We start from the raw sequence: 25,661 nt of genomic DNA, 5'->3' as shown, positions 1-25,661 counted from the left end.
ACCCACGGTAGGCCGGTCCGTGGGAGGAACCCGGCGTCCGTCGATCAAGTTCGCCGGGACGGCTCAACCGGGGCCGGAGTTCGTGGGCAAGCTGTGATCCCCCGGGTGTAACGGACCCCGGTCCCGGGCGGGACTACGCTTGGCCGTCATGAGCGTGGTCTACGACTGCAGCAAGCGGGAGACCCGGGCCGACGGGCTGGCCGCCGCCGCGGGTGCGGTGCGGTCGAGCAGGCTGGTCGTCCTCCCGACCGACACCGTCTACGGCATCGGCGCCGACGCGTTCGACGCGGGTGCCGTCCAGGCGCTGCTGCGCGCGAAGAACCGCGGCCCGGACATGCCGGTCGGTGTGCTCGTCGGCTCCTGGTCCACTGTGGACGGACTGGTGCTCGGCGTGCCGCCGCAGGCGCGTGCGCTCATCGAAGCCTTCTGGCCCGGCGACCTCTCCATCGTGCTGCCGCACGCGCCGAGCCTGCAGTGGAACCTCGGCGACGCCCGCGGCACGGTGATGCTCCGGATGCCGCTGCACCCGGTGGCACTGGAGCTGCTGCGCGACGTCGGGCCGATGGCCGTCTCGAGCGCGAACGTCTCCGGCCGCCCGTCCGCCAGCACCGCGCAGGAAGCGCAGGAACAGCTCGGCGACTCGGTCGCGGTGTACCTCGACGGCGGGTCGAGCGGCGAGGCCGTCGCGTCGACCATTGTGGACCTCACGGGCACCGAACCGGTCGTGCTGCGCGAGGGCGCGGTCTCGAAGACCTCCGTCGCGGAGGTGCTCGGTGTACCCGCGGAATCGTTGGCCTGAAGCCGGATCACGGGTGAATCCGTGGCACGATAGCGTGTCGCGGGTGACCCCGACCCCGCGAGCGTGACGCACCCGTGCCGCCCACATCCGGTCTCCTCCCCATCCGGGAATACATCCTCGTCGCGCTGACCGCGACGGCCGTGACCTACCTGCTCACCGGCGTCGTCCGCCGGATCGCGATCCGGGTCGGCGCCATCGCCAACCCCCGCGCCCGCGACGTTCACGTGGCCCCGATCCCGCGGATGGGCGGGGTCGGCATCTTCCTCGGCGTCGCCGGCGCGATGGGCCTGGCCCACCAGCTGCCCGCGCTGTCGCACGGCTTCGACGCCTCGTTCGACTCGGTCGGCGTGCTGCTCGCGGCCGGGGTGATCTCGCTGATCGGCGCACTCGACGACCGGTTCGAGCTGGACGCCTGGACGAAGCTGGCCGGCCAGGTCATGTGCGCCGGGATCCTGGTCATCTTCGGCGTGCAGTGGGTGTCGTTCTGGGTGCCGTGGGGCGGCACCGGCGCCTCGTTCGGCTCGGTGCTGGTGCTCGACAAGAACCAGGGCGCGCTGCTCACCGTCGTGATGGTCGTCGTGATGGTCAACGCGATGAACTTCGTCGACGGCCTCGACGGGCTGGCCGGCGGGCTCGGCTTCATCGCGGCCACCGCGACGTGCGCGTTCTCGCTCGGGCTGCTCGACAGCTCCGGCGGCGACGTCGGCACCTACCCGCCCGCGCTGATCGCGGCCACGCTCGCCGGCGCCTGTCTGGGCTTCCTGCCGTACAACTTCCAACCGGCGAAGATCTTCATGGGCGACTCCGGGTCGATGATGATCGGCCTGATGCTCGCCGGCGCGACGACGTCGGCGTCCGGGCGCGTGCCGTACCCGCAGTTCAGCGGCAAGGACGCGATCGCCCTGCTGTCGCCGCTGGTGGTCGTCGCGGCGGTGCTGTTCGTGCCGCTGCTGGACCTGATCATGGCGGTCGTCCGGCGCACGCGCCGCGGCGAAAGCCCGTTCGCGGCCGACAAGATGCACCTGCACCACCGGCTGCTGGAGATCGGCCACTCCCAGCGCCGCGCGGTGCTGCTCATCTACTTGTGGGCCGGGATCCTCGCGTTCGGCGCGGTGTCGGTGACGCTGTTCGACGACGCCGCGGCGCTGTGGATCATCGGGGCCGGCCTGGTCTTCGCGGTGGTCGTCTCGGTCGTCCCGCGGCTGCGCTCGCGCAACCAGCCCGGTACCTAGTCCGCCGGGGTGTCCGCCGGGGTCTCTACACTCGGGTGTCGAACCGAGCAGGGAGCCAGGTGTGAGCGAAACCGAACCGCACGAGCAGGAGAACCCGCACGCCGAGGTGGTGCTGCAGGCGGCCCGCGCGATGACGAAGGCCTCGCTGCTGGTCACCCCGCCCGCCGTGGTGGTGTGCATCGCGTTGTTCAGCATCCTGAACGGCCTGCCCGGTTTCCTGGGCTCGCTCGTCGGCGGGGTGCTCGCCATGCTGGCGTCGCTGTCCACGCTCGGCCTGATGAAGTTCAGCGCCGGCCAGGACCCGATGTTCGTCATGGTCATCGCGCTGGGCGGGTACGTCGTGAAGGTCGTCCTGCTCTTCGGGGCGCTGACGCTGCTGAAGGGCGTCACCGCGCTGCACCCGATGTCGCTCGGCATCACGATGATCGTGGCCATCCTGCTGGCCGCCGCGGCCGAGTTCGCCGCCTTCCGCAAGACCAAGATCCCGACGATCATCCCGTCCTGACGCTGTCCGTTTCGCCGCGGGCTTCCGTAACTCTTCGTGCACCCGCCTGCGGCCGCCCGAGTGTGACCGGGACCACAAAAGTGCGCTTCCGTGCGGACTGCGGACGGTGACCGGGACCCGGCCGAAGCCGGTGCCTGCGGCGTTCCGGACCCGGTCCCGGCGCGCACCGGACCTCGGTCCCGGGATGACCCGGGACCTAAGTCCTGGGCTGATCGGTTGGTTAGGAGTACGCCTGTCCGGCACTGATTGACCTGCTGGTATGGTCCGCGTCAAGGGTGGCGGCCTCGGCCGCACGCTCCCTAAGACGAACCGCGATCAGCAGTGTGGCGACCGTGTCGTTCCGCCTCTCGCCGCTGGTCCGAAGTAGACAGCAGGGCAGTGTTCACGCGAGACAACCCCGTGTGCAGAACGTGAAGCCGTGTTCATCGCACAGTGGGGCAGCCGCCTCCGACGTCCCGATACGTATCGGGTACGTTAAGTCCAGATCGTGACGATTCCCCCGGCGGAGTGAACGCCGGCCGGGAGAACCGGAAGGAGCGCAGTGGGTGCGCTGGTATTGACCGAGGGTGCGGTGTTCGCGCCGCCCGGCGCCGGAAGCTTCGAGTTGCCGGCGTTGTTCGGTGGAGTCACCAAGCCGATGCTGCTCGTCGTGCTTTCGGTGGTCATCATCGCGACGTACTTCCTGCTGGCGACCCGCAAGCTCAAGGTCGTTCCCGGCAAGGGACAGTTCGTCGCCGAGTCGATCTACGACTTCAGCCGCAACAGCATCGCGCGCGAGCAGATCGGCTCGAAAGACTTCAAGCCGTTCGTGCCTCTTGTTTTCGCGTTGTTCACTTTCATTCTGGTGAACAACCTCTACGGAATCATCCCCCTCCTGCAGTTCCCGACCATGGCGCGGTTCGGCTTCCCGGTCGCCCTGTCGGTCCTCGTCGTCTACCCCGTGTACCACTACGCCGGGTTCAAGCGGCATGGCTTCAAGGGGTACTTCAAGAAAGAGCTGGCGCCGCCGGGCGTGCCGAAGGCGGTGCTGCCGCTTTTCTCGCTGATCGAGTTCGCGGAGAAGTTCTTCCTCAACCCGCTCACGCTCGCCATCCGTGTTTTCGCCGCCATGTTCGCCGGGCACCTGATCCTGGCGGTGTTCACTCTTGGCGGCACCTTCCTGCTCACCGAGACGTCGGGCTGGGCGCTGAAGCCGGTTTCCCTGGTGGCGTGGATCTTCGCCATCGGGATGACCTTCCTCGAGGCCTTCATCCAGGTGCTGCAGGCCTACATCTTCGCCCTGCTGTCGGCCGGGTACATCGGCGCCGCGCTGGCGTCGGAGCACTGAGAACACAAGCCCCCGATCCACGCGAGCGCGTGGACCGAAGTGAAGGGAAATGCACGTGAGCAACATCGTTCTGGCCCAGGCCGCCGAGCAGGCTGTCAACATCAACCCCGGCCTCGCCGCCATCGGCTACGGCCTGGGCGCGATCGGCCCGGGCATCGGTGTGGGTCTGATCTTCGCCGCCGTCATCAACGGCACCGCGCGTCAGCCGGAGGCTCAGGGCAAGCTGCAGGGCATCGGCTTCTCGACCTTCGTGCTGACCGAGGTCCTGGCGCTGATCGGCATCGTCATCTACTTCATCGCCTCCGCCGCCTGAGTCCTCGGCTCATCGCTTAAGGAGACGCCGTGCTGAAGAGTGCTCTGGTCCTCGCCGCAGAGGAAACAACGCACAACCCGATCATCCCCGACATCTCGGAGCTGATCCTCGGCATCGTCGCCTTCCTGATCCTGCTGTTCATCCTCAAGAAGTACGTCGTCCCTCGCTTCGAGGCCGCGTACGAAGAGCGTGCGCAGAAGATCGAGGGAGGCATCGAGAAGGCCGAGCGGGCCCAGGCCGAGGCCGAAGAGGCGCTGGCCAAGTACAAGGCCCAGCTGCATGAGGCCCGTACCGAGGCCGCGAAGATCCGCGACGACGCCCGGCTCGAAGCCGAGCAGATCAAGGCGGAACTGCGGGCGGACGCCGAAGCCGAGTCCCAGCGGATCGTCGCACAGGGCCAGGCTCAGCTGCAGGCCCAGAAGGCGCAGATCATCGCCGAGCTGCGGGCCGACATGGGCCGCAACGCCGTGGAGCTGGCCAGCCGCATCGTCGGTGAGTCGCTCGAAGACGAGGCGCGCCGTCGTGGCACCGTCGACCGGTTCCTCGCGGAGCTGGACACCGCCGGTGCCGCTGGTGGAGCGGGGAAGTAGACCGGAATGACGCTGCATGCTGCGAGCCGTGAAGCGCTCGGCCTCGCCGAGGAACGCCTCGGCGAGGTTCTGGCCGACGCAGGAGCGGACTCGGCCACCGTCGGCGACGAGCTGCTCTCCGTCGTCGACCTGCTGGACCGGGAGATCGGCCTGCGCCGGGCGGTGAGTGACGCCTCGGCGACGCCGGAGTCACGCTCCGAGCTGGTGCGCCGGCTGTTCGACGGCAAGCTGTCCGAACCGGCCCTCAAGGTGCTCGACGCCGTGGCGGGCAGCCGCTGGTCCAGCCCTCGTCAGCTGGTCGACGGACTCGAGTCGCTCGGGCACTCCGCGCTGCTCACCGCGGCCGAAAAGACCGGCAACATCGACGCCGTCGAGACCCAGCTGTTCCAGGTCGCGCGCGTGGTGGCCCGCCACCCGGAGCTCGAGACCGCACTGGCGGACCTGGCCGGTCCCGCGGATGCCAAGCGGAACCTGGTGCGCGGGCTGTTCGCCGACAAGGTGGACGTGGTCACCGAGACCCTCGTCGAGCAGGTCGTCCGCCGGGCCAAGGGGCGCGGTGTCGGCGTCGGGCTCGACGCGCTGGTGAAGCTGGCCGCGGACCGCCGTCAGCGCTCGGTCGCCTACGTGACCAGCGCGAGCGCCCTGACCGACGAGCAGGCCGCCCAGCTGGGCGCGAAGCTGACCGACATCTACGGGCGGTCGATCGCGCTGCACGTCGAGGTCGACCCCAGTCTCGGCGGCGGGCTCGTCGTCCGCGTCGGCGACGAGGTCATCGACGGGAGCGCGGCGGGACGGCTGGCGGCGCTGCGCAGGCGGCTGGCCCGGGCATAGCCCCAGGTCACACAAGACTTTGCATACTGGCAAGAACGAAGCGAGAGCGGGAAAGACATGGCCGAGCTGACGATCTCCTCGGATGAGATCCGTAGCGCGATCGAGAACTACGTCTCGAGTTACGCCCCGGACGTGAGCCGGGAAGAAGTTGGCGTCGTGATCGACGCGGGTGACGGTATCGCCCACGTCGAGGGCCTCCCCTCGGCCATGGCCAACGAGCTGCTCGAGTTCCCCGGCGGCGTCCTGGGCGTCGCACTGAACCTGGACGCGCGCTCCATCGGTACCGCGATCCTCGGTGACTTCGAAAGCATCGAAGAGGGCCAGCAGGTCAAGCGCACCGGCCAGGTCCTGTCGGTGCCGGTCGGCGACGGCTACCTCGGCCGCGTCGTCAACCCGCTGGGCCAGGCGATCGACGGCCTCGGCGACATCGAGACCACCGACCGCCGCGCGTTGGAGCTGAAGGCCGCCTCGGTGGTCGAGCGCCAGCCGGTGTCGGAGCCGCTGCAGACCGGCATCACCGCCATCGACGCGATGACCCCGATCGGCCGCGGCCAGCGCCAGCTGATCATCGGTGACCGCAAGACGGGCAAGACCGCCGTCGCCGTGGACACGATCATCAACCAGAAGGCCAACTGGGAGACCGGCGACCCGAAGAAGCAGGTCCGCTGCATCTACGTCGCCGTCGGCCAGAAGGGCTCGACGATCGCCGCGGTCAAGAAGTCCCTCGAGGACTCGGGCGCGATGGAGTACACCACCATCGTCGCGGCCCCGGCTTCGGACTCCGCCGGCTTCAAGTGGATCGCGCCGTACACCGGCTCGGCCATCGGCCAGCACTGGATGTACGAGGGCAAGCACGTCCTCATCGTGTTCGACGACCTGACCAAGCAGGCCGACGCGTACCGCGCGATCTCGCTGCTGCTGCGTCGCCCGCCGGGCCGCGAGGCGTTCCCCGGCGACGTCTTCTACTTGCACTCCCGCCTGCTGGAGCGCTGCGCGAAGCTGTCGGACGAGCTGGGCGCCGGCTCGCTGACCGGTCTCCCGATCATCGAGACCAAGGCGAACGACGTGTCGGCCTACATCCCGACCAACGTCATCTCGATCACCGACGGCCAGTGCTTCTTCCAGTCGGACCTGTTCAACGCCGGTCAGCGCCCGGCCATCGACGTGGGTATCTCGGTCTCCCGCGTGGGTGGTGCCGCGCAGGTCAAGGCGATGAAGTCGGTCTCCGGCTCGCTCCGGATCGACCTGTCCCAGTATCGCGAGCTGGAGGCGTTCGCCGCCTTCGCCTCGGACCTCGACGACGCGTCGAAGGCGCAGCTCGAGCGCGGTGCCCGGCTGTACGAGGTGCTCAAGCAGCCGCAGTACTCGCCGATCCCGGTCGAGGAGCAGGTCTGCACGGTGTGGCTGGGCACGAACGGCCACTACGACTCGGTCCCGACCGAGGACGTCCGCCGCTTCAACCACGAGTTCCTCGACTCGGCCCGCCGCAAGCACGACGACGTCCTGGGCGCGATCCGCGACACCGGGAAGTTCGAGGACGAGACGGCCGACAAGCTGGTCGCCGCGGTGAACGAGTTCAAGAAGGAGTTCACCACCTCCGAGGGCAAGTCCCTGGCCGAGGCGGACGCCGACGCGATGGACGCCGACAAGGTCGGGCACGAGACCGTCAAGGTCAACAAGCCCGCTCCGAAGAAGTGAGCTGATAGCTCATGGCCGCACAACTCCGGGAACTCCGGTCGCGCATCAAGGCGACCAAGTCGATCGGCAAGATCACCAAGGCGATGGAGCTCATCGCCACCGCGCGCATCACCAAGGCGCGGGCGAAGGTCGCCGCCTCCCGGCCGTACGCGGACGAGATCACCAAGGTGCTCTCGGCGCTGGCCGGTGCGGCGGCCAACCTCGACCACCCGATGCTGGTCGAGCGCCCGAACCCGAAGCGGGCCGCTGTCCTGGTCGTGACCAGTGACAAGGGCCAGTGCGGTGGCTACAACTCCAACGTGCTGCGCGCGACCGAAGAGCTGCTCGCCCTCCTGCGTTCCGAGGGCAAGGAGCCGCAGGTCTACGTCACGGGCAACAAGGGCCTGAACTACTACCGGTTCCGCAACCGCCCGGTCGAGGATGGGTGGACGGGCTTCTCCGACCAGCCGACCTACGCCGGCGCGGTGGCGGCCGGTGAGGCCCTCGTCCAGTCGTTCATGGCCGGCGTCGACGACGAGCACGGCAACACCGACGGCATCACCGGTGTCGACGAGATCCACATCGTCTACACCGAGTTCGTGTCGATGCTGACGCAGCGCCCGGTCGCCAAGCGCGTCGCGCCGCTCGAGGTCGAGTACTCCGAGGGAGAAGAGGAGAAGCCCGCCGGGTTGCTCCCCAGCTACGAGTTCGAGCCGAGTGCCGACAAGCTGCTGGCCGCGCTCCTGCCGAAGTACATCAACACGCGGCTCTACGCCGCCTTCCTCGAGTCCGCGGCGTCCGAGCTGGCCGCCCGCCGGACGGCGATGAAGGCCGCGTCGGACAACGCGAACGACCTGGTCGGCAACCTGACGCGGGAGATGAACCAGGCCCGCCAGGCACAGATCACCCAGGAGATCTCCGAAATCGTCGGTGGCGCGAACGCGCTCACCGCAGCAGGAAGTGATGATTGATGACCAGTACTGAAGCCCCGCGCGCCAAGGGGCGCATCGTGTCGGTGACCGGTCCGGTCGTCGACGTCGAGTTCCCGCGCGGTTCCGTTCCCGAGCAGTTCAACGCGCTCAAGGTCGAGATCGAGTTCGAGCAGCTGCGCAAGACGGTGACCCTCGAGGTCGCCAGCCACCTGGGCGACAACCTCGTCCGCACCATTTCGCTGCAGCCGCAGGACGGCCTCGTCCGCGGTGCCGAGGTCACCGACACCGGCGGCCCGATCACCGTTCCGGTCGGCGACAAGGTCAAGGGTCACGTCTACAACGCCCTCGGCGAGTGCCTCGACGAGCCCGGCTACGGCGACGACCTCGAGCGCTGGGGCATCCACCGCAGCGCGCCGTCCTTCGACCAGCTCGAGGGCAAGACGGAGATGCTGGAGACCGGCCTCAAGGTCGTCGACCTGCTGACCCCGTACGTCCAGGGTGGCAAGATCGGCCTGTTCGGCGGTGCCGGCGTCGGCAAGACGGTGCTCATCAAGGAGATGATCACCCGTGTCGCCCGGAACTTCGGTGGTACCTCGGTGTTCGCCGGCGTCGGCGAGCGCACCCGTGAGGGCAACGACCTCTTCCTGGAGATGTCCGAGGACGGCGTCATCAACGACACCGCCCTGATCTTCGGCCAGATGGACGAGCCGCCGGGCACGCGTATGCGCGTCGCGCTGTCGGCGCTGACGATGGCGGAGTACTTCCGCGACGTCCAGAACCAGGACGTGCTGCTGTTCATCGACAACATCTTCCGGTTCACCCAGGCCGGCTCGGAGGTGTCGACCCTGCTGGGCCGCATGCCGTCGGCCGTGGGTTACCAGCCGACGCTGGCCGACGAGATGGGTCAGCTGCAGGAGCGGATCACCTCGACCCGGGGTCGCTCGATCACCTCGATGCAGGCGATCTACGTCCCCGCGGACGACTACACCGACCCGGCCCCGGCCGCGACGTTCGCCCACCTGGATGCCACCACCGAGCTTTCGCGTGGCGTGTTCCAGAAGGGCATCTTCCCGGCGGTGGACCCGCTGGCGTCGACGTCGACGATCCTCGACCCGGCCATCGTCGGCGAGGACCACTACCGCGTGGCTTCCGAGGTCATCCGGATCCTGCAGAAGTACAAGGAACTGCAGGACATCATCGCGATCCTCGGCATGGACGAGCTCTCGGAAGAGGACAAGCTGACCGTTCAGCGCGCGCGCCGCATCGAGCGGTTCCTGTCGCAGAACATGCTGGTCGCCGAGGCGTTCACGCAGATCCCGGGCTCGACGGTGCCGCTGTCGGAGACCATCGAGTCGTTCGACCGCATCTCCAAGGGTGACTTCGACCACTACCCGGAGCAGGCGTTCCTGGGTATCGGTGGCCTCGAGGACCTCGAGAAGAAGTACAAGGAAATCACCAAGAAGTGACTTCATGAGGGCGGCGGGGGCAGTGTCCACTATGGACTCGAGCCCCCGCCGTTCGCCTATTTGAATCCAAGCCGCCTCCGCGGGAAGAAGTACGTCGGCGGGGCTTGAGTCGGACCTATTACACTCGGTGGTAACACCCCGAGCGAAGGAGTGCTACGTGGCTGAGATGTCCGTGGAGCTGGTGGCCGTCGAGCGCCGTCTCTGGTCGGGTACTGCCACTTTCGTGGTGGCCCAGACCACCGAGGGTGAGATCGGCATCATGGCCGGTCACGAACCCGTGCTCGGGCAGCTCGTCGAGGGCGGCGTGGTCAAGGTGACGACCACCGACGGCGAGACGGTCTGCGCCGCCGTGCACGGCGGGTTCCTCTCCGTGACCGGCACCGGGGTGAGCATCCTCGCCGAGAGCGCCGAGCTTTCGGACGAGATCGACGTAGAAGCGGCGAAGGCGGCCCTGACCGGGGACGACGAGACCGAGCGGGCGAGGGCCTCGGCCCAGCTCCGCGCAGCGGGCCAGACGGCCTGAGCGCGAGACGGGCAGGAGCCGGGCCGTGAAGATCATCGTGGTCGTAGCAGGGCTCCTGATCGTGCTCGCGGTGCTGGCCGCCTGGTACGGCCAGCGGTGGATCCGGATGCGCCGCGGTGGCGGCGTGAGCGTCGCGCTGCGGTGGCGTCCGGACAACCCGCGGTCCAGCTGGCACCTGGGGCTGGGCCGCTACGAGGGCGACGAGTTCGTCTGGTACCGGGTCTGGAGTCTGCGGACCGGCGCGGACCGCGTCTTCCAGCGCGAAAGCATGCAGATCGCCGACCGCCGGGACCCGTCCGGGACCGAGGCCTACGCCGTTCCCGAGGGCTCGATCGTGCTGCGCTGCGAGTCGGCGACCCAGGAGGCGATCGAGATCGCCATGGGGCCGGGTGCGTTGACGGGCTTCCTTTCGTGGCTCGAGTCCGCCCCGCCCGGGCGACGCCTCCCGCGCGCCTCCTGACGCCGAGATACCCCTCCCATCACGCGAGTGACGCGCCCAATCACGCGAGTTGCGCTCCGGATCACGTGAGTTCCGGGTTTCGGGCACTCCGTAGACTCGGGTCGTGACCCTCGTCGAGATCCCCGGCTCCAAATCCGTCACCGCCCGTGGCCTGTTCCTGGCCGCCGCCGCGCACGGGACCACCGTGCTCGGCCGTCCGCTGCACTCGGACGACACCGAGGGCTTCGCCGAGGGCCTGGTCAAGCTCGGTTACCGCGTCGACCGGCAGCCGGGCGCGTGGACGATCGAGGGCAGGCCGTCGGGCCCGCGTGTCGCCGAGGCGGACGTCTTCTGCCGCGACGGCGCCACGACGGCCCGGTTCCTGCCCGCGCTGGCCGCGGCCGGCACCGGCACGTTCCGCTTCGACGCGTCCGGCCAGATGCGCCGCCGCCCGCTCGGGCCGCTGACCGACGCCCTGCAGGAGCTGGGCGTCGACCTCGAGTTCGGGGGCGAGCCGGGCCACCACCCGCTGACGGTCCGCGCGAACGGCATCAAGGGCGGTTCACTGATCCTCGATGCCGGGTTGTCGTCGCAGTTCCTGACGGCGTTGCTGCTGGTCGGGCCGCTGACCGCGGAGGGGCTGCGGATCACGGTGACCGACCTCGTCTCGGTGCCGTACGTCGAGATCACGCTGGAGATGATGCGCCGCTTCGGCGTCGACGTCCGCCGCGAGGGTCAGACGTTCGTGGTCCCGGCGCAGCCGTACCGGGCGTGCGAGTACCCGGTGGAGCCGGACGCGTCGACGGCGAGCTACTTCCTTGCCGCGGCGGCGGTCACCGGCCGCACGGTGACCGTCCCGGGGCTCGGCTCCGAGGCGCTGCAGGGTGACGTGCGGTTCGCCGACGTGCTGCGTGAGATGGGCGCGCACGTGGAGCTGGGGCCGGACTCGGTGACGGTCGCCGGTCCGTCGGACGGCCTGCGCGGGATCACGGTGAACATGCGCGACATCTCGGACACCGTCCCGACCCTGGCGGCGATCGCGCCGTTCGCTTCCGGTCCGGTGCGCATCGAGGACGTCTACAACACGCGCATCAAGGAATGCGACCGGCTCGACGCGTGCGAGGAGAACCTGCGCGCGATGGGCGTCGAGGTCGAGACGGGCCGCGACTGGATCGAGATCCGGCCCGGCCGGCCAACGGGCACGCTGGTGGCGTGCCGCCGCGACCACCGGATCGCGATGGCGTTCAGCATCACGGGCCTGCTGGTCGACGGCATCACGCTGGACGACCCGGACTGCGTGAAGAAGACGTTCCCCGGCTTCCACCAGGCGCTGGGGACCCTGCGGGAAGGCTGGGGGATCTAGGACTTCCCGCCCGGCTGCCACAGCACGTCACCGTCGGGGTTCGCCAGCCTCGCCAGGATGAACAGCAGGTCCGACAGCCGGTTCAGGTACTTCACCGCCACCGGGTTCGTCGTCTCCGGTTCCGCCTCGTGCAGCGCCCAGGCCGACCGCTCCGCCCGCCGTGCCACGGTCCGCGCCTGGTGCAGGAACGCGGCTCCCGGCGTCCCGCCCGGCAGGATGAACGACGTCAGCTTCGGCAGGCGCTCGTTGAACTCGTCGCACCAGCCTTCCAGGCGCTCGACGTACTTCTCGGTGATCCGCAGCGGCGGGTACGGCGGGTCGTCGGAGATCGGCAGGCAGAGGTCCGCGCCGACGTCGAAGAGATCGTTCTGCACCGCACGCAGCACTTCCGCGACCTCGTCCGGCAAGGTGCCCATCGCGATCGCCAGTCCCAGCACCGAGTTCGTCTCGTCGGCGTCCGCGTAGGCGCCCAGGCGCGCGGACGTCTTCGGCACGCGCGAGCCGTCTCCGAGGGCGGTCGTGCCGTTGTCGCCGACCTTCGTGTAGACGCGGTTGATGCGAACGACCATGAACCCCACCATAGCGGCCCCCGCCCGGGCCGAATCCCGGCGAGAGGGCATGATTGGCGGCCATGAGCGAGCACTTCGACGTGCATGGCGGAGCCCGGCTGGTCGGCGAGGTCGACGTGGTCGGTGCGAAGAACAGCGTGCTGAAGCTGATGGCCGCCGCCCTCCTCGCGGAGGGCACCACGACCATCACGAACTGCCCGCAGATCCTCGACGTCCCGCTGATGGGCGACGTGCTGCGGAGCGTCGGCTGCGAGGTCGTCATCGAGGGCGACACCGCCACCATCACCACGCCGGCCGAGCTGTCGCACCGCGCGGACTCGGCGGCGATGGGCAAGCTGCGCGCGTCCGTCTGCGTGCTGGGGCCGCTGGTCGGCCGGCTGAAGCAGGCCGTCGTCGCGCTGCCGGGCGGCGACGCGATCGGCTCGCGCCCGCTGGACATGCACCAGAACGGCCTGCGCAAGCTGGGCGCGACGAGCACCATCGAACACGGCTGCGTCGTCGCGAAGGCCGAGACGCTGGTCGGCGCGCAGATCTGGCTGGACTTCCCGAGCGTCGGCGCGACCGAGAACATCCTGATGGCGGCCGTGCTGGCCGAGGGCACCACGGTCATCGACAACTGCGCCCGCGAGCCCGAGATCATCGACATCTGCACGATGCTCACCGAGATGGGCGCGAAGATCGAGGGCGCCGGAACGTCGACGCTGACCGTCCACGGCGTGGAGCAGCTCCACCCGACCGAGCACCGCGTGATCGGCGACCGGATCGTAGGCGCGACCTGGGCGTTCGCCGCCTCGATGACCCGTGGCGACATCACCGTGCGCGGGGTCAACCCGCACCACCTCGACCTGGTGCTGAACAAGCTGCACCAGGCCGGCGCGGACGTCGAGACGTTCGGGGACAAGGGTTTCCGCGTGATCCAGCCGGAGCGCCCGAAGGCGGTCGACTGGGTGACGCTGCCGTACCCCGGCTTCGCGACCGACCTGCAGCCGTTCGCGGTGGCGCTGTCGGCGGTGTCGGAAGGCACGTCGATGATCACGGAGAACGTCTACGAGGCGCGCTTCCGCTTCATCGAGGAGATGGTCCGGCTGTCCGGCGACGCCCGCACGGACGGCCACCACGCGGTGGTCCGCGGCGTCGAGCAGCTGTCGAGCGCGCCGGTCTGGGCGTCGGACATCCGCGCCGGTGCGGGGCTGGTGCTGGCGGGCCTGTGCGCGGACGGCGTCACCGAGGTCTGGGACGTCTTCCACATCGACCGCGGCTACCCGCACTTCGTCGAGAACCTGAACCGCCTGGGTGCCGACATCAAGCGCGTCGCCGGTGAGCCCGAGCGGAAGTGAGTCAGCCGCCCAGCGCGCGCAGGGCGTACACCACCAGCCGGTCCACGTAGTCCGGCTCCGCCTCGGCCTGCCGGACGACGAGGCGCCAGTAGATCGGCGCCGCCAGGACGTCGAGCGCCATCTCCATGTCGAGGTCTTCGGGCAGTTCGCCGCGCGCGATGGCCCGGCGCAGCATCGCCTCGCCGACCTCGCGGCGGGGGCCGCCGATGGCCCCGCGCAAGCCGTCGCCGTGGTCCGGGTTGCGGGCGTCCTCCGCGATCAGGTCCGGCAGGATCCGCGAGAACAACGGGTGCGTGAGCCAGTCGATCAGGGCCTGCATCGTTTCGCGCAGGTCGCCACGCAGTGAACCGGTGTTAACCTCCGCCGCGCGGGTCACGCTGAACTCCGTGACCACCGAGGCGATCATGTGGTCCTTCGACGCCCACCGCCGGTACAGCGCGCTCTTGCCGACGCCGGCGCGTTTAGCCACCGCTTCCATCGAGAGCCGGCCGTAGCCCTGTTCGGCGAGTTCCCACATGACGGCTTCGGTGATGGCCTGCGTGACCTCGGGCTGGAGGACCGCGGCGCCGGTCGGGGTGCGTGGCATGGGTCGCAGTCTAGCGGGTGGACGAGACGGTACCGTCCCGTCTATTCTTGACGTTGGGACGGTACCGTCTCGTCCAAACGTTTCGAAGGAGTTCCCATGCAGCCACGAGACCTCGTCGAGCACGCACTCGGCCGGTTGCTCGCGCACGACATGGCCGGGTTCGCCGGGCTCTGGGCCGCCGACGGCGTCCTCGAGTTCCCGTTCGCCGGTCCGGGCTACCCCACCCGGCTGAACGGCCGCGACGCGATTCGCGAGTATCTCCGCGACTACCCGGACCTCCTCGACATCCGCGAGGTCACGGCCAAGACGGTGCACGAGACCGCCGACCCGGCCGTGGTCGTCGTCGAGTTCACCGTCGCGGGAGTCGTGGTGGCGTCACGGAAGCCGTACGAACTGTCGTACATCGCCGTGATCACGGTCGAGGGCGGCGAAATCCGGCGTTACCGCGACTACTGGAGCCCGCTGGCCGCGGCCGAGGTCCTCGGCGGCGTCGAAGAGCTGACGGCGGCCTTCAGTGGCTGACGTCCTGGTCCTCGGCGGCACCGGCACGACCGGCCGCCGGGTCGTCGCGGGCCTCCGCGAGCGGGGCATCCCGGCGCGGGTCGCCACGCGCAAGCCGGGCGAGGCAGGCCAGGTCCGGTTCGACTGGACCGATCGCGCCACCCACGCGGACGCCGTGCGCGGCGCCACCGCCGTCTACCTCGTCGCGCCGATCGGCGAGGCCGCACCGGCGGCGCTGGTGGAGCCGTTCCTGGCGGAGGCGTTCGGCGCCGGGGTCCGGCGGGTCGTCCTGCTCAGCTCGTCGGCCGTCACCGAGGACAGCCCCGGGCTCGGCGACCTGCAGCGGCTGGTGCGCGCGGCACCGGAGTGGACCGTGCTGAAGCCGTCCTGGTTCATGCAGAACTTTGCCGGTGAGCACCTGGTCGCCCAGGGCGTGCGAGACGGCGAGATCGTCACGGCCACCGGCGACGCCCGGGTCGCCTTCGTCGACGCCGGTGACATCGCGGCGGTCGCCGTCCGCGCTCTGACGGACGCGGCGCCGCACAACACCGAACACGTCCTGACCGGCCCGGCCGCCCTCAGCTACGCCGAAGCCGCTGCGGTCGTTTCCGCCCGCCTCGGCCGGACGGTACGGCACCGTCCCGTCCCGGCCGCGGAGTACACCGCCCGGCTGACGGCTTACGGGCTGCCGGCGGAGTTCGCCGCCGTCCTCGCCGCGCTCGACGAGGACATCCGGCGCGGCGCCGAAGACCGCGTCACCGCGACCGTCGAACAGGTCACCGGGCGGCCCGCCCGCACCTTCGAAGCCTTTGTGGAAAAGGAGATCCGATGAAGCAGCTCCTGTTCGAAGACGACCCGCAGTTCTGGTTCGAAACCCTGCGCCTGTTCGGCCACGCGGCCTACGGCGGCTCGGACTTCGGCGAAGTGCTCGCCGCGGCGTCGGGGGTGACGCCCGGCGACTACGACAGCTGGCACGACGCCTACCGCGCCCTGGCCGACCGCCTGTACGCGGAAGCGGCCGACGCCGGCCCGGTGACCGTGCGGGACCTGCTGCTGCGCGCGTCGACGTACTACTTCTCGTCCGAGTTCTTCCTGCACGGCGACCCGGCGGACCCGCGGATCGCGGCGGCCTACGACCGCAGCGTCGAATGCTTTCGGCGGTCGGGGGTCGCCGAGCCGGTCGAAATCCCTTATGAGGGAACGGTTTGCGTGGTTACCTCTACCGCGCGCCGGGTGCGGGACCGAAGCCGGTGCTGATCATGCACAACGGGTTCGACGGCAGCGCCGAGGAACTCCACTTCATGGGCGCGGCGGCGGGCGCCGAGCGCGGTTATCACGTGCTGACCTTCGACGGGCCGGGCCAGCCGAGCGCGGTCCGGCGGGAGAAGCTGGTGTTCCGCCCGGACTGGGAGCACACCGTCACGCCGGCGGTGGACTTCGTGCTCGGGCTCGACGACGTCGACCCGGCGCGGATCGCGCTGCTCGGCGTCAGTCTCGGCGGCATGCTGGCGCCGCGCGCGGCGGCGTTCGAGCCCCGGCTGGCGGCGGTCGTCGCGGTCGACGGCGTCTACGACGCGGGCGCCGCGGTGACGTCGATGCTGCCGTGGTCCCGCGAGGAGATCGTCCGGCGCGCCCGGGCGGAGCACGACGAGGAGTTCGACGCGCTGCTCACCGCGGGACGGCAGGCCAGCCCGATGCTGCGCTGGGCGTGCGACCACGGCCGTTACGTCCTGGGCGCGGCGACCGACCGCGAGTTCGTGGCGAAGTACCTGGAGTACACGCTCGAAGGCGGTGTGGCGGAGAAGATCACGTGCCCGGCGCTGGTCTGCGAAGCGGCGGACGACCTGTTCTTCGGCGGCGAGACCGAAACCGAGCCGCGGCGGCTGTACGCGCACCTGAACGCACCGAAGACGCTGATGACGTTCACGGCGGAGGAAGGCGCGGACGCACACTGCCACGTCGGTGCCCAGCGGCTCGCGGCCGGCCGGATCTACGACTGGCTGGACCGGACGCTCTAACCCTCGAGGGCCAGCGCGGCGCCGAAACCGACGAGCGCCACCCCGGTGGCGCCGTCCATCGTCCGCCGCACCCGGCGGCGCTGCAGCCAGCCGCGGACGCGGTGCACGAAGAACAGCAGCAGCACCTGCCACACCAGCCCGAAGGCCGCGACGGTGTACGCCAGCAGCAGCGCGTCACCCTGGTCCGTCACGCCCGGGGTCAGGAACTGCGGCAGCACCGACAGGTACAACACGATCACCTTGGGGTTGGTGATGTTGGAGAGGAACCCTTCGCGGAACCGCCGTCCCGGGGTGGCACGGGCCTTGCGGACGTCGTCGAGCACCTCGTATTCGCCGTGCCAGGCGCCGCGCAGGGCCTGGACACCCAGGAAGACCAGGTACGCCGCGCCGAGCCACTTCACCGTCTCGAACACCGGCTGGGAGCGGGTGATCACCGCGCCCAGCCCGAGCGCCGCCGCCGTGCCCTGCAGGACGTTCGCGACGGAGATGCCGGCACACGCCCAGCCGCCGCCGCGGGCGCCGCCGGTGAGGGCGTTCTTGAGCACGACCATCGTGTCCGGGCCCGGCATCATGGCCAGGAACGCCATCATCCCGGCGAAAGCGGCGTACGTGCTCCACGTCATCAGGACTCCAAGGCGAGGGCGGCGCCGAACCCGAGCAGCGCGGTGCCGGTGACGCCGTCCAGGGTACGGCGCACGCGGCGGCGCTCCAGCCACGTCCGCACGCGGTGCACGAACAACAGCAGTACCACCAGCCACAGCAAGCCGAGCACGGCGACGGTGTAGGCGAGCAGCAGCGAAGCGCCGAAGCCCGACTCGGCCGTCAGGAACTGCGGCAGGACCGACAGGTACAGCACGATCACCTTGGGGTTGGTGATGTTGGAGAGGAACCCTTCGCGGAACCGCCGGAAACCGCCGCCCCGGCTCCGCAGGCCCGGTTCGACGGGGGCGTAGTTGCCGCGGAACGCGCCGCGCAGCGCCTGGACGCCGAGGAAGACGAGGTAGGCCGCGCCGACCCACTTGAGCGTGAGGAACACCGGCTGGGAGCGGGCGATGAGGACGCCGAGCCCGAGCGCCGCGGCACTGCCCTGCACGGTGTTGGCGGTGAAGATGCCGAGCGACGCGAGCAGCCCGCCCCGGAACCCGCCGGACAGCGCGTTCTTCAGCATCACCATCGTGTCCGGTCCCGGCGCGAGCACGATCAGGATCACGATGACCAGGTAGCTCCCGTACACACTCCACGTCACGGCTGTCCACGCTAATCGACGGCGGCCGCCCGGTCTCGCGGATTTCGGTCACAGCGACCGGCCCGATACGGAGGGTGCGCGAGCCCGTACGGCGCGCGTGGCGCTCGGCGGCGGGCGTCCCGGCGGAGTACTGTTCGGCCATGTCAGCAGGGGAAATCGATCTTTTGCCCGGTGAGCGCGTGCTCTGGGCGGGAGAACCGGTCCAGCGCCCGCTCTACGTCGCCGCGGACGGGGTGATCGCCCCTGCCGGACTCATCCTCGCCGCCGCCGCGCTCTGGTTCCTGCTCACGAAGCAGCCGAGCGGCCTCACGATGGCCGCGGCCGTGGTGGCGCTGGTGCTCGGCCTCTACGGCGCGGCCGGCCGGTCGATGGTCCGCTACCTCGCGCTCGGGCGCACGACCTACGCGGTGACCGACAGCCGGATCATCGCGCGCTCGGGCCTGTTCCGGCAGAAGGAACGCTCCAGCGAGCTGGCCGGCCTGTCGGCGCCGGTCCTCAAGCCGGGAACGTCCCGCACCGGCACCATCGCGTTCGGCGAGTCCGGTTCGGTGACGCTGATGGGCGTCGGCGAGCCCAAGCGGGTCCGCGACCTGCTGGCCAAGGCCATCGACGAGGCCAAGGGCCGCCAGGCCCCGCCGGAACCGGACAGTTCGGCCGCCTGAGGGGCAACCCACCAGGGGGCGCCGGGCGTAAGTCCGGCAAAGACCACTGGGGAGGCGACGGTGGACCTGTCGGCGGACGGGCAGTTGCCCGGTGAACGGCTGCTGTGGTGGGGACGGCCACAACGGCTCACCCTCACTCTGCTGGACTGGGGCCAGTTCGCGATCGGTCTGCTCTGGGGGATCGCGACCATCGTGATCCCGGTGGCCAGGCACGACCCGCTGTCGTTCCTCGCCTGGGTCGTCGGGGTGGGCGGTCTCGCGTCCCTCTGGGGGGCGGTCGCCGCCAGGGTGCGGGCGCGGCGCAGCGTCGCCTACCTCGTGACCGACCGGCGGATCGTGCTGGCCGATCGCTTCTCGGGAAGGACTCGCGCGTCGGCGTATCTCGGCACGCTGCCGCCGCCGTTCGCCCGGATCCGCCAGGACGGCAGCGGAACCATCGTCTTCCGCAGTTCCTCGCGGTTCGGTCTGATGCCTGCTCGTTCGTCGGTTCCCCTGCTGGTGTCGGGCCTGGTCGCCGTGCCGGAGGCCGGGCGGGTCCGCGACCTGATCGCGTGGGCACAGGCCGGGCAGGCCTGACCTCACCCGGACGTGTCCGATTGCACTGCTCAGCTAAGTTACCGGCCGGTACACTCGATGAAACGTCCACCGCCGGAGGTGCCCAGTGCCGTACCCAACGGACCGCGAGCGAGACCGCCCGTGGGTGATGCGCACCTATGCGGGGCACTCCTCCGCGGCCGCGTCGAACGAGCTCTACCGGCGCAACCTCGCCAAGGGTCAGACCGGCCTTTCGGTGGCCTTCGACCTGCCGACCCAGACCGGCTACGACCCGGACCACCAGCTCTCCCGCGGCGAGGTCGGCAAGGTCGGCGTGCCGGTGTCGCACCTCGGCGACATGCGGCGGCTCTTCGACGGCATCCCGCTCGCCGAGGCGAACACGTCGATGACGATCAACGCGCCCGCCATGTGGCTGCTCGCGCTGTACGTCTCCGTGGCGCGTGAGCAGGCCGAAGCCGAGGGCCGGGACGTCGACGAGGTCCTCGCCAAGCTCACCGGCACCACCCAGAACGACATCATCAAGGAGTACCTGTCCCGCGGGACCTACATCTTCCCGCCCGGGCCGAGCCTGCGGCTGATCACCGACATGATCGCGTGGACCGTGCACCACGTGCCGAAGTGGAACCCGATCAACATCTGCAGCTACCACCTGCAGGAAGCCGGGGCGACGCCGACGCAGGAGGTCGCGTACGCGCTGTGCACCGCGATCGCCGTGCTCGACGCCGTCCGCGACTCCGGGCAGGTCGACGAGGTCGACATGGCCAAGGTCGTCGCGCGGATCTCCTTCTTCGTCAACGCCGGCGTCCGGTTCGTCGAGGAGATGGCCAAGATGCGCGCGTTCACCGCGCTCTGGGACGAAATCACGCGGGACCGTTACGGCGTAACGGATCCGAAGGCGCGCCGCCTGCGCTACGGCGTCCAGGTCAACTCGCTGGGGCTCACCGAGGCCCAGCCGGAGAACAACGTCCAGCGGATCGTGCTGGAGATGCTCGCGGTGTCGCTCTCGCGCGGCGCCCGCGCCCGCGCGATCCAGCTGCCCGCGTGGAATGAGGCCCTCGGCCTGCCCCGGCCGTGGGACCAGCAGTGGGCGCTGCGGATGCAGCAGGTCCTCGCGTTCGAGACCGACCTGCTGGAGTACGAGGACATCTTCGACGGCTCGCACGTCATCCAGGCCAAGGTCGACGAGATCATGGCCGGCGCGCGCGAGGAGATCGCCCGCGTGCAGGGCCTCGGCGGCGCGGTCGCCGCGGTCGAGAGCGGCTACATGAAGTCGCAGCTGGTCACCTCCCTGGCCGAGTACCGCCGGGGCATGGAGAACGGCGAGCGGGTGCTGGTCGGGGTCAACAAGTTCGCGACGACCGAGCCGTCGCCGCTGCAGGCCGAGGGCGCGAAGGCGATCGAAACGATCGACCCCGCCGTCGAGAAGGCCGCCGTCACCGCGATCGAGGAGTGGCGCACCCAGCGTGACAACGACGCCGTCGAGCGGTCCCTGGCCACGCTGAAGGAACGCGCGCAGACCACGGAAAACCTCTTCGAGGCCACTGTGGACTGTGCGCGGGCCGGCGTGACCACTGGCGAATGGTCCGGCGCGCTGCGCGAGGTGTTCGGCGAATACCGGGCGCCCACCGGCGTTTCCGCGTCCGCCGTCGCCGGCGTGGGCGACCCGGAGCTGGAGCGGGTGCGCGCGCGGGTCCGGGAGACCGGAGCCGAGCTGGGCGAGCGGCTCCGGATCCTCGTCGGCAAGCCGGGGCTCGACGGCCACTCCAACGGCGCCGAGCAGGTCGCCGTCCGGGCTCGCGACGTCGGCTTCGAGGTCGTCTACCAGGGCATCCGGCTCACGCCCGAGCAGATCGTCGCAGCCGCCGTGCAGGAGGGCGTGCACGTCGTCGGGCTGTCCGTGCTCTCCGGCTCGCACCTGGAGGTCGTCCCGCACGTCGTCGACGGCCTGCGCGCCGCGGGCGCGGGCGACGTGCCGGTGATCGTCGGCGGCATCATCCCGCCGGACGATGCCGCGCTCCTCACCGAGCGCGGCATCGCCCGCGTGTTCACGCCCAAGGACTACGAGCTCACCGGGATCATGGACGGCATCGTCTCGCTCATCCGGGAGCGCCACGGCCTCAGCTGAGCCCGGCCAGGATGTCCTTTGTGGACTTGACGGTCGCGAAGCCGCCGCCGTGCAGGTTGGTCGCCGTCGCGCGGCTCAGCTCGTCGGCGGTGAGCACGCTGCCGTCGGGACCTTCGAGGTCGAACGTGAACGTCGCGTCGAGCGCGAAAGTGACGTCGTAGCCGAGGTTCCCGCCCATCCGGGCGGTGGTTTCGCAGCAGAAGTTCGTCTGGATGCCCGCCAGGACGAAGCTCGTGATGCCGCGCTTGCGCAGCCAGGCGTCGAGGTCGACGTCGCCGATGAAGGCCGAGTTGACCTTCTTGCCGAACACCAGATCCGGCCGCGCGCCGTCGAGTTCCGGCTTGAAGTCGTTGCCCGCCTGGCCGGGGCGCAGCGGCGAGTCCGGCTTCGTCGAGTCGTGGTGCACGAGCACCACCGGCAGCCGCCGCGCCTGCCACGCGTCGAGCAGCGCCTTGATGTTCGCTTCGGCCCCGGGGTTGTCGCGCGGTCCCCAGACGGGCTCGTCGAAGCCGCGCTGGACGTCGATCAGGATGAGTGCTGTTTCGGTCATGTCGTCGAGTCTCGCGGGATCCACCCGCGCCGGGGAGTGGCAGAACACGCGCGATGCGGTACTTTTCTGCCATGCGCACGATCGGCGTTCTGCTGCTGCCGGGAACCCGGATGTTCGACCTCGCGGTGATCGCCGAGGTCTGGGGCCAGGACCGGACCGACAGCGGGATCGGCCCGTTCACGGTCCGGCTGTGCAGCCGGGGCCGCGGACGCACCGCGACCTCGCCGTTCGGTGAGATCGTGGCCACGCATGGGCTCGCCGGGCTCGACGGCTGCGACCTCGTCCTGGCGCCGGGTCGCGACGACCCGCTCGCTTCGGTGCCACCGGCCGCCGTCGCGGCGCTGCGCCGGGCACACCGGGCGGGGACGACCGTCGCCGCGCTGTGCTCCGGCGCGTTCACCCTCGCCGCCGCCGGCCTGCTCGACCGCCGCCCGGCGACCACGCACTGGCGCGACTTCGACGCGCTGACCCGCGTCGCGCCGCGGGCGGACCTCCAGCGCGACGTGCTCTACACCGACGACGGCGGCGTCCTGACGTCGGCGGGTGTCGTCGGCGGCCTCGACCTCTGCCTGCACCTGGTCCGCCGTGACCACGGCGCCGACGTCGCCGCGACCCTCGCGCGCCGCCTGGTGATGCCCCCGGCCCGCGAGGGCGGGCAGCGGCAGTACGTCGACAACCCGCTGCCGCCGGCCGCCGCCCAGCCCGGCATGTCGTCCACAATGGACTGGGCGTTGGCCCGGCTGGGTTCCGGGATCGGCGTCGAGGACCTCGTCGGGCACGCGCGGATGAGCGAGCGGACGTTCCACCGCGAGTTCGCCGCGGCCACGGGCGTGACGCCGGGCCGCTGGCTGCGCGTCCAGCGCGTCCGGTACGCGCAGCGGCTGCTGGAGACGACGTCGCTGCCGGTCGAGCGGGTCGCGGAGCGCTCCGGGCTGGGGACGGCGGCGAACCTGCGGCGGCGGATGCGGGCCGAGGTCGGCGTCGGGCCCGACAGCTATCGGCGTACCTTCCGGCGGGTTACCGTCGAGGCATGACCGAGTACGAGCACATCCTGGTCAAGCGCGACGGCGACACCGTCACGATCACCATGAACCGCGCGGCGCGGCGCAACTCGCTGTCCGCGGGCCACCTGGCCGAGCTGCTCGCGGCGTTCCACGAGGCGGGGACGTCCGACGCGACCGGCATCGTGCTGGCCGGCGCCGGGCCGGTGTTCTCCGCCGGGCACGACTTCCACGACGTCGCCGAGCGCGACCTGATAGGCGTGCGCGAGCTGCTGACGCTGTGCACGGACCTGATGAAGACCATGCAGTCGGTGCCGCAGGTCGTCGTCGCCCGGGTGCACGGCCTGGCCACGGCGGCGGGCTGCCAGCTCGTGGCGTCGTGCGACCTCGCCGTCGCGGCCGAGTCGGCGGGCTTCGCGCTGCCGGGCGGCAAGGGCGGCTGGTTCTGCCACACACCCGCGGTGCCGGTGGCGCGCTCGATCGGCCGCAAGCGGCTGATGGAGCTGGCGCTGACCGGCGACGTCATCGACGCGCCCACCGCGCTCGACTGGGGCCTGGTCAACCGGGTCGTCCCCGACGACGAGCTGGACGACGCCGTCGCGGAGCTGCTGGCGCGCGCGACCCGCGGCAGCCGGGCGAGCAAGGCGATGGGCAAGGTGACGCTGTACGCCCAGCTCGACCGGCCCGAGGACGACGCGTACGCGATCGCACTGGAGGTCATGGCCGCGGCGTCGCAGCTGCCCGGCGCCCGCGAAGGCAGGGCGGCGTTCCTGGAGAAGCGCAAGCCCTCCTGGCCAGACTGAGCCCCGATGCCATGAAGGGCACCCTCATGGCCTTAAGCGTCATGAGGGTGCCCCTCATGGCAGTCGACCGCTCAGGGCCGGTGCCGCTCGACGAGCATGAGCTGGGCCCACGCGGCGATCGACTGCGCGTCGGTGATCTCGCCGGCGAGGATCATCTTCTCGACGTCCGCACGCGTGAACCAGGCGCTGCGCATGTCCTGCTCCTCGTGCTCGCGCTCCGGCTCGCCTTCGGTGATGTCCGTGGCAAGGAACACCCAGCCGCGCTGGCTGCTCATGCCGGCCGCGACGTCGAGCTTGCCGAGCGTGGCCATCGAGCCGGCGCGCAGCCCGGTCTCCTCGCGCAGTTCGCGCGCGGCGAGCTCGGCGGGTGGCACGTCGGCCAGGCCGGGCGCGGTGCCCTGCGGGAACTCCCAGCGCCGCTCGCCGAGCGGGTAGCGGAACTGCTCGACCAGCCGGAACCGGTCGCCGTCCTGGGCGATGACGAGCGCGTAGGCCGGCTTGTCGATCACGCCGTAGATGCCGGCCGAGCCGTCGGAGCGGCGAATCTCGTCCTCCCGCACGGTCATCCAGTCGTTCCGGTACACCTCGCGGGACGCGACACGCTCAATGGGGTCCACGCGCCCAGTATCACCGACTCTGTCCTACCCTCCTCGGGTGCGTCTCGTGATCGCGCGGTGCCAGGTCGACTACGCTGGCCGGCTGACCGCCCACCTACCGATGGCCACCCGCCTGCTGCTCGTCAAGTCCGACGGCTCGGTGTCGGTGCACTCCGACGACCGTGCGTACAAGCCGTTGAACTGGATGAGCCCGCCTTGCTGGCTGATCGAGGACGGCAACCTCTGGATCGTCGAAAACAAGCAGGGCGAGAAGCTGGTGATCTCCATCGAGGAGGTCTTCCACGACTACTCCCAGGCGCTGGGCGTGGAACCGGGCCTGCAGAAGGACGGCGTCGAGGCGCACCTGCAGGCACTGCTGGCGGAGCACATCAAGACTCTCGGCGACGGCTACACGCTGGTCCGCCGCGAGTTCCCGACGGCGATCGGCCCGGTCGACATCATGGCCCGCGACGCCGACGGCCGGTCGGTGGCGGTCGAGATCAAGCGCCGCGGCGAAATCGACGGCGTCGAGCAGCTGACGCGCTACCTGGAGCTGCTCAACCGTGACCCGCTGCTGGCGCCGGTGCAGGGCGTGTTCGCGGCCCAGATCATCAAGCCGCAGGCCCGCACGCTGGCCGAGGACCGCGGCATCCGCTGCCTCACGCTGGACTACGACGAGCTGCGCGGCATCGAGTCCGACGAGTTCCGGCTGTTCTGACGTGGTCGAGCCCGGACGTCACGTCCACTACAAGGGTGGCGAGTACGAGGTGCTCGGCGTGGCCCGCCACAGCGAGACCGAAGAGGAGCTCGTGGTGTACCGCGCGCTCTACGGCGACATGGGGCTGTGGGTCCGCCCGGTGACGATGTTCACCGAGACCGTCGAGACGCCGGGCGGCCCGGTGCCGCGGTTCCGGCGTGTGACGGACTGAAGCCGTACCGTTGAAAAATTGGTCCCGAGACCGCCCGAAGGGGCGCCTCCGGGTGTCGATACCGAATCGATGCGGAAATCAATGTATCTGATTCTTCGTTGAATACTCCGCCAGGAAATCGTTGACCCGATAGCCCCTTGGGTAGTGAGCAGATATTTTTTCGCGGTGATTCCTGCGCTGTTCGGG

At 70.1% G+C, this 25,661-nt stretch carries 31 protein-coding genes; 25 read left to right on the top strand and 6 right to left on the bottom strand.

Annotation, left to right across the window (positions count from 1 at the left end):
• Nucleotides 1-148: 148 nt before the first annotated feature.
• From A3CE_RS0115400 to aroA, 13 genes are all read left to right on the top strand, one after another.
• Nucleotides 149-799: an L-threonylcarbamoyladenylate synthase gene (locus A3CE_RS0115400; RefSeq protein WP_020640989.1), complete on the top strand. Its 651-nt coding sequence runs from the start codon at nucleotides 149-151 to the stop codon at nucleotides 797-799.
• A 74-nt stretch (nucleotides 800-873) separates the two neighbouring features.
• Nucleotides 874-2,031, top strand: a complete 1,158-nt coding sequence (locus tag A3CE_RS0115395; RefSeq protein WP_020640988.1) for a glycosyltransferase family 4 protein — start codon at nucleotides 874-876, stop codon at nucleotides 2,029-2,031.
• Between the two features lie 61 nt (nucleotides 2,032-2,092).
• Nucleotides 2,093-2,536, top strand: a complete 444-nt coding sequence (locus A3CE_RS0115390) for a Cg1360 family ATP-synthase-associated protein (protein ID WP_020640987.1) — start codon at nucleotides 2,093-2,095, stop codon at nucleotides 2,534-2,536.
• 541 nt (nucleotides 2,537-3,077) lie between these two features.
• Nucleotides 3,078-3,863 carry a F0F1 ATP synthase subunit A gene (gene atpB / locus A3CE_RS0115385; RefSeq protein ID WP_026468507.1) on the top strand — a complete coding sequence of 262 codons (786 nt, stop codon included), beginning with the start codon at nucleotides 3,078-3,080 and terminating at the stop codon, nucleotides 3,861-3,863.
• Nucleotides 3,864-3,918: 55 nt separating this feature from the next.
• A complete protein-coding gene (locus A3CE_RS0115380; RefSeq protein WP_026468506.1) occupies nucleotides 3,919-4,176 on the top strand; it encodes an ATP synthase subunit c family protein in 258 nt (85 codons plus the stop codon).
• A gap of 29 nt (nucleotides 4,177-4,205) precedes the next feature.
• Nucleotides 4,206-4,766 carry a F0F1 ATP synthase subunit B gene (locus A3CE_RS0115375; protein ID WP_020640984.1) on the top strand — a complete coding sequence of 187 codons (561 nt, stop codon included), beginning with the start codon at nucleotides 4,206-4,208 and terminating at the stop codon, nucleotides 4,764-4,766.
• Nucleotides 4,767-4,772: 6 nt separating this feature from the next.
• On the top strand, nucleotides 4,773-5,597 hold the full coding sequence (locus A3CE_RS0115370) for a F0F1 ATP synthase subunit delta (RefSeq protein ID WP_020640983.1): 825 nt from the start codon (nucleotides 4,773-4,775) through the stop codon (nucleotides 5,595-5,597).
• 57 nt (nucleotides 5,598-5,654) lie between these two features.
• Nucleotides 5,655-7,295 carry a F0F1 ATP synthase subunit alpha gene (gene atpA, locus A3CE_RS0115365; RefSeq protein WP_020640982.1) on the top strand — a complete coding sequence of 547 codons (1,641 nt, stop codon included), beginning with the start codon at nucleotides 5,655-5,657 and terminating at the stop codon, nucleotides 7,293-7,295.
• An 11-nt stretch (nucleotides 7,296-7,306) separates the two neighbouring features.
• Nucleotides 7,307-8,245 carry a F0F1 ATP synthase subunit gamma gene (locus tag A3CE_RS0115360; protein WP_020640981.1) on the top strand — a complete coding sequence of 313 codons (939 nt, stop codon included), beginning with the start codon at nucleotides 7,307-7,309 and terminating at the stop codon, nucleotides 8,243-8,245.
• Nucleotides 8,245-9,672: a F0F1 ATP synthase subunit beta gene (atpD, locus tag A3CE_RS0115355; protein ID WP_020640980.1), complete on the top strand. Its 1,428-nt coding sequence runs from the start codon at nucleotides 8,245-8,247 to the stop codon at nucleotides 9,670-9,672. The genes A3CE_RS0115360 and atpD overlap by 1 nt, the downstream gene beginning before the upstream one ends.
• 157 nt (nucleotides 9,673-9,829) lie before the next feature.
• Nucleotides 9,830-10,195: a F0F1 ATP synthase subunit epsilon gene (locus A3CE_RS0115350; protein WP_013229521.1), complete on the top strand. Its 366-nt coding sequence runs from the start codon at nucleotides 9,830-9,832 to the stop codon at nucleotides 10,193-10,195.
• Between the two features lie 25 nt (nucleotides 10,196-10,220).
• Entirely contained in the window at nucleotides 10,221-10,655 is a 435-nt protein-coding gene (locus A3CE_RS0115345) for a DUF2550 domain-containing protein (protein WP_020640979.1), read from the top strand.
• Nucleotides 10,656-10,758: 103 nt separating this feature from the next.
• Nucleotides 10,759-11,997 carry a 3-phosphoshikimate 1-carboxyvinyltransferase gene (gene aroA / locus A3CE_RS0115340; RefSeq protein ID WP_020640978.1) on the top strand — a complete coding sequence of 413 codons (1,239 nt, stop codon included), beginning with the start codon at nucleotides 10,759-10,761 and terminating at the stop codon, nucleotides 11,995-11,997.
• Here aroA and A3CE_RS0115335 read toward each other — a convergent pair.
• Nucleotides 11,994-12,566 (bottom strand): cob(I)yrinic acid a,c-diamide adenosyltransferase, encoded by a 573-nt coding sequence (locus tag A3CE_RS0115335; RefSeq protein ID WP_026468505.1) that lies wholly within the window; start codon nucleotides 12,564-12,566, stop codon nucleotides 11,994-11,996. The genes aroA and A3CE_RS0115335 overlap by 4 nt on opposite strands.
• A gap of 62 nt (nucleotides 12,567-12,628) precedes the next feature.
• Here A3CE_RS0115335 and murA point away from each other — a divergent pair, with 62 nt between their 5' ends.
• Entirely contained in the window at nucleotides 12,629-13,903 is a 1,275-nt protein-coding gene (gene murA, locus A3CE_RS0115330; protein ID WP_020640976.1) for a UDP-N-acetylglucosamine 1-carboxyvinyltransferase, read from the top strand.
• A gap of 1 nt (nucleotide 13,904) precedes the next feature.
• Here murA and A3CE_RS0115325 read toward each other — a convergent pair whose 3' ends face one another.
• Entirely contained in the window at nucleotides 13,905-14,489 is a 585-nt protein-coding gene (locus A3CE_RS0115325; protein WP_020640975.1) for a TetR/AcrR family transcriptional regulator, read from the bottom strand.
• Between the two features lie 96 nt (nucleotides 14,490-14,585).
• Here A3CE_RS0115325 and A3CE_RS0115320 point away from each other — a divergent pair, with 96 nt between their 5' ends.
• From A3CE_RS0115320 to A3CE_RS51155, 4 genes are read left to right on the top strand one after another with little or no spacing between them, the layout of a single operon-like run.
• Nucleotides 14,586-15,011 (top strand): nuclear transport factor 2 family protein, encoded by a 426-nt coding sequence (locus A3CE_RS0115320; RefSeq protein ID WP_020640974.1) that lies wholly within the window; start codon nucleotides 14,586-14,588, stop codon nucleotides 15,009-15,011.
• Nucleotides 15,004-15,822, top strand: a complete 819-nt coding sequence (locus tag A3CE_RS0115315) for an NmrA family NAD(P)-binding protein (protein ID WP_020640973.1) — start codon at nucleotides 15,004-15,006, stop codon at nucleotides 15,820-15,822. Before A3CE_RS0115320 ends, A3CE_RS0115315 begins: the two co-directional genes overlap by 8 nt.
• Nucleotides 15,819-16,247, top strand: coding sequence for a hypothetical protein (locus A3CE_RS58620; protein ID WP_245589531.1), 429 nt, complete (start codon nucleotides 15,819-15,821; stop codon nucleotides 16,245-16,247). Before A3CE_RS0115315 ends, A3CE_RS58620 begins: the two co-directional genes overlap by 4 nt.
• A complete protein-coding gene (locus tag A3CE_RS51155; protein WP_245589530.1) occupies nucleotides 16,196-17,008 on the top strand; it encodes an alpha/beta hydrolase family protein in 813 nt (270 codons plus the stop codon). The genes A3CE_RS58620 and A3CE_RS51155 overlap by 52 nt, the downstream gene beginning before the upstream one ends.
• On the opposite strand, the gene A3CE_RS0115305 is transcribed toward A3CE_RS51155, so the two are convergent.
• Together A3CE_RS0115305 and A3CE_RS0115300 are read right to left on the bottom strand one after the other, a co-directional pair.
• The gene (locus A3CE_RS0115305; protein WP_020640972.1) at nucleotides 17,005-17,631 is read right to left on the bottom strand and encodes a LysE family translocator; all 627 of its coding nucleotides are present in this window, start codon (nucleotides 17,629-17,631) and stop codon (nucleotides 17,005-17,007) included. The genes A3CE_RS51155 and A3CE_RS0115305 overlap by 4 nt on opposite strands.
• A complete protein-coding gene (locus A3CE_RS0115300; protein ID WP_026468504.1) occupies nucleotides 17,631-18,254 on the bottom strand; it encodes a LysE family translocator in 624 nt (207 codons plus the stop codon). Before A3CE_RS0115300 ends, A3CE_RS0115305 begins: the two co-directional genes overlap by 1 nt.
• 140 nt (nucleotides 18,255-18,394) lie before the next feature.
• Between A3CE_RS0115300 and A3CE_RS0115295 the strand changes: the two genes are divergently transcribed.
• From A3CE_RS0115295 to A3CE_RS0115285, 3 genes are all read left to right on the top strand, one after another.
• Nucleotides 18,395-18,916 carry a YdbT family protein gene (locus A3CE_RS0115295; protein WP_026468503.1) on the top strand — a complete coding sequence of 174 codons (522 nt, stop codon included), beginning with the start codon at nucleotides 18,395-18,397 and terminating at the stop codon, nucleotides 18,914-18,916.
• Between the two features lie 60 nt (nucleotides 18,917-18,976).
• Nucleotides 18,977-19,492: a hypothetical protein gene (locus A3CE_RS0115290; protein WP_020640969.1), complete on the top strand. Its 516-nt coding sequence runs from the start codon at nucleotides 18,977-18,979 to the stop codon at nucleotides 19,490-19,492.
• 85 nt (nucleotides 19,493-19,577) lie between these two features.
• Nucleotides 19,578-21,596 carry a protein meaA gene (locus A3CE_RS0115285; protein WP_084641570.1) on the top strand — a complete coding sequence of 673 codons (2,019 nt, stop codon included), beginning with the start codon at nucleotides 19,578-19,580 and terminating at the stop codon, nucleotides 21,594-21,596.
• Here the strand turns inward: A3CE_RS0115285 and A3CE_RS0115280 are convergent.
• Nucleotides 21,589-22,146 (bottom strand): cysteine hydrolase family protein, encoded by a 558-nt coding sequence (locus A3CE_RS0115280; RefSeq protein WP_020640967.1) that lies wholly within the window; start codon nucleotides 22,144-22,146, stop codon nucleotides 21,589-21,591. The two genes, A3CE_RS0115285 and A3CE_RS0115280, sit on opposite strands and share 8 nt — an antisense overlap.
• A 71-nt stretch (nucleotides 22,147-22,217) precedes the next feature.
• Between A3CE_RS0115280 and A3CE_RS0115275 the strand changes: the two genes are divergently transcribed.
• Together A3CE_RS0115275 and A3CE_RS0115270 are read left to right on the top strand one after the other, a co-directional pair.
• Nucleotides 22,218-23,180, top strand: coding sequence for a GlxA family transcriptional regulator (locus A3CE_RS0115275; protein ID WP_020640966.1), 963 nt, complete (start codon nucleotides 22,218-22,220; stop codon nucleotides 23,178-23,180).
• Nucleotides 23,177-23,950: an enoyl-CoA hydratase-related protein gene (locus A3CE_RS0115270; RefSeq protein ID WP_020640965.1), complete on the top strand. Its 774-nt coding sequence runs from the start codon at nucleotides 23,177-23,179 to the stop codon at nucleotides 23,948-23,950. The genes A3CE_RS0115275 and A3CE_RS0115270 overlap by 4 nt, the downstream gene beginning before the upstream one ends.
• Nucleotides 23,951-24,021: 71 nt before the next feature.
• Here A3CE_RS0115270 and A3CE_RS0115265 read toward each other — a convergent pair whose 3' ends face one another.
• Complete coding sequence (locus A3CE_RS0115265; RefSeq protein ID WP_020640964.1) at nucleotides 24,022-24,567, bottom strand: NUDIX domain-containing protein; 546 nt, start codon at nucleotides 24,565-24,567, stop codon at nucleotides 24,022-24,024.
• 37 nt (nucleotides 24,568-24,604) lie between these two features.
• Between A3CE_RS0115265 and nucS the strand changes: the two genes are divergently transcribed.
• Together nucS and A3CE_RS0115255 are read left to right on the top strand one after the other, a co-directional pair.
• Nucleotides 24,605-25,264, top strand: coding sequence for an endonuclease NucS (nucS, locus tag A3CE_RS0115260; RefSeq protein WP_026468502.1), 660 nt, complete (start codon nucleotides 24,605-24,607; stop codon nucleotides 25,262-25,264).
• Nucleotide 25,265: 1 nt separating this feature from the next.
• Nucleotides 25,266-25,475: a DUF1653 domain-containing protein gene (locus tag A3CE_RS0115255; RefSeq protein WP_020640962.1), complete on the top strand. Its 210-nt coding sequence runs from the start codon at nucleotides 25,266-25,268 to the stop codon at nucleotides 25,473-25,475.
• Nucleotides 25,476-25,661 lie beyond the last annotated feature (186 nt).

It is taken from the genome of Amycolatopsis balhimycina FH 1894 (assembly GCF_000384295.1).
In the GTDB taxonomy this organism is placed as follows: domain Bacteria; phylum Actinomycetota; class Actinomycetes; order Mycobacteriales; family Pseudonocardiaceae; genus Amycolatopsis; species Amycolatopsis balhimycina.
Note: the sequence above shows the minus strand (reverse complement) of the source record. Positions and strands in the feature narration are given on the sequence as shown.

Excerpts from the sequence above, each read along its gene's own strand:
- A3CE_RS0115325 (WP_020640975.1), bottom strand. The coding sequence starts at position 14,489 with ATGCCACGCACCCCGACCGGCGCCGCGGTCCTCCAGCCCGAGGTCACG.
- A3CE_RS58620 (WP_245589531.1), top strand. The coding sequence starts at position 15,819 with ATGAAGCAGCTCCTGTTCGAAGACGACCCGCAGTTCTGGTTCGAAACC.
- A3CE_RS0115305 (WP_020640972.1), bottom strand. The coding sequence starts at position 17,631 with ATGACGTGGAGCACGTACGCCGCTTTCGCCGGGATGATGGCGTTCCTG.
- A3CE_RS0115280 (WP_020640967.1), bottom strand. The coding sequence starts at position 22,146 with ATGACCGAAACAGCACTCATCCTGATCGACGTCCAGCGCGGCTTCGAC.
- A3CE_RS0115320 (WP_020640974.1), top strand. The coding sequence starts at position 14,586 with ATGCAGCCACGAGACCTCGTCGAGCACGCACTCGGCCGGTTGCTCGCG.
- A3CE_RS0115400 (WP_020640989.1), top strand. The coding sequence starts at position 149 with ATGAGCGTGGTCTACGACTGCAGCAAGCGGGAGACCCGGGCCGACGGG.
- A3CE_RS0115370 (WP_020640983.1), top strand. The coding sequence starts at position 4,773 with ATGACGCTGCATGCTGCGAGCCGTGAAGCGCTCGGCCTCGCCGAGGAA.
- A3CE_RS0115270 (WP_020640965.1), top strand. The coding sequence starts at position 23,177 with ATGACCGAGTACGAGCACATCCTGGTCAAGCGCGACGGCGACACCGTC.
- atpA (WP_020640982.1), top strand. The coding sequence starts at position 5,655 with ATGGCCGAGCTGACGATCTCCTCGGATGAGATCCGTAGCGCGATCGAG.
- A3CE_RS0115295 (WP_026468503.1), top strand. The coding sequence starts at position 18,395 with ATGTCAGCAGGGGAAATCGATCTTTTGCCCGGTGAGCGCGTGCTCTGG.
- A3CE_RS0115360 (WP_020640981.1), top strand. The coding sequence starts at position 7,307 with ATGGCCGCACAACTCCGGGAACTCCGGTCGCGCATCAAGGCGACCAAG.
- murA (WP_020640976.1), top strand. The coding sequence starts at position 12,629 with ATGAGCGAGCACTTCGACGTGCATGGCGGAGCCCGGCTGGTCGGCGAG.
- A3CE_RS0115275 (WP_020640966.1), top strand. The coding sequence starts at position 22,218 with ATGCGCACGATCGGCGTTCTGCTGCTGCCGGGAACCCGGATGTTCGAC.
- atpD (WP_020640980.1), top strand. The coding sequence starts at position 8,245 with ATGACCAGTACTGAAGCCCCGCGCGCCAAGGGGCGCATCGTGTCGGTG.
- A3CE_RS0115335 (WP_026468505.1), bottom strand. The coding sequence starts at position 12,566 with ATGGTCGTTCGCATCAACCGCGTCTACACGAAGGTCGGCGACAACGGC.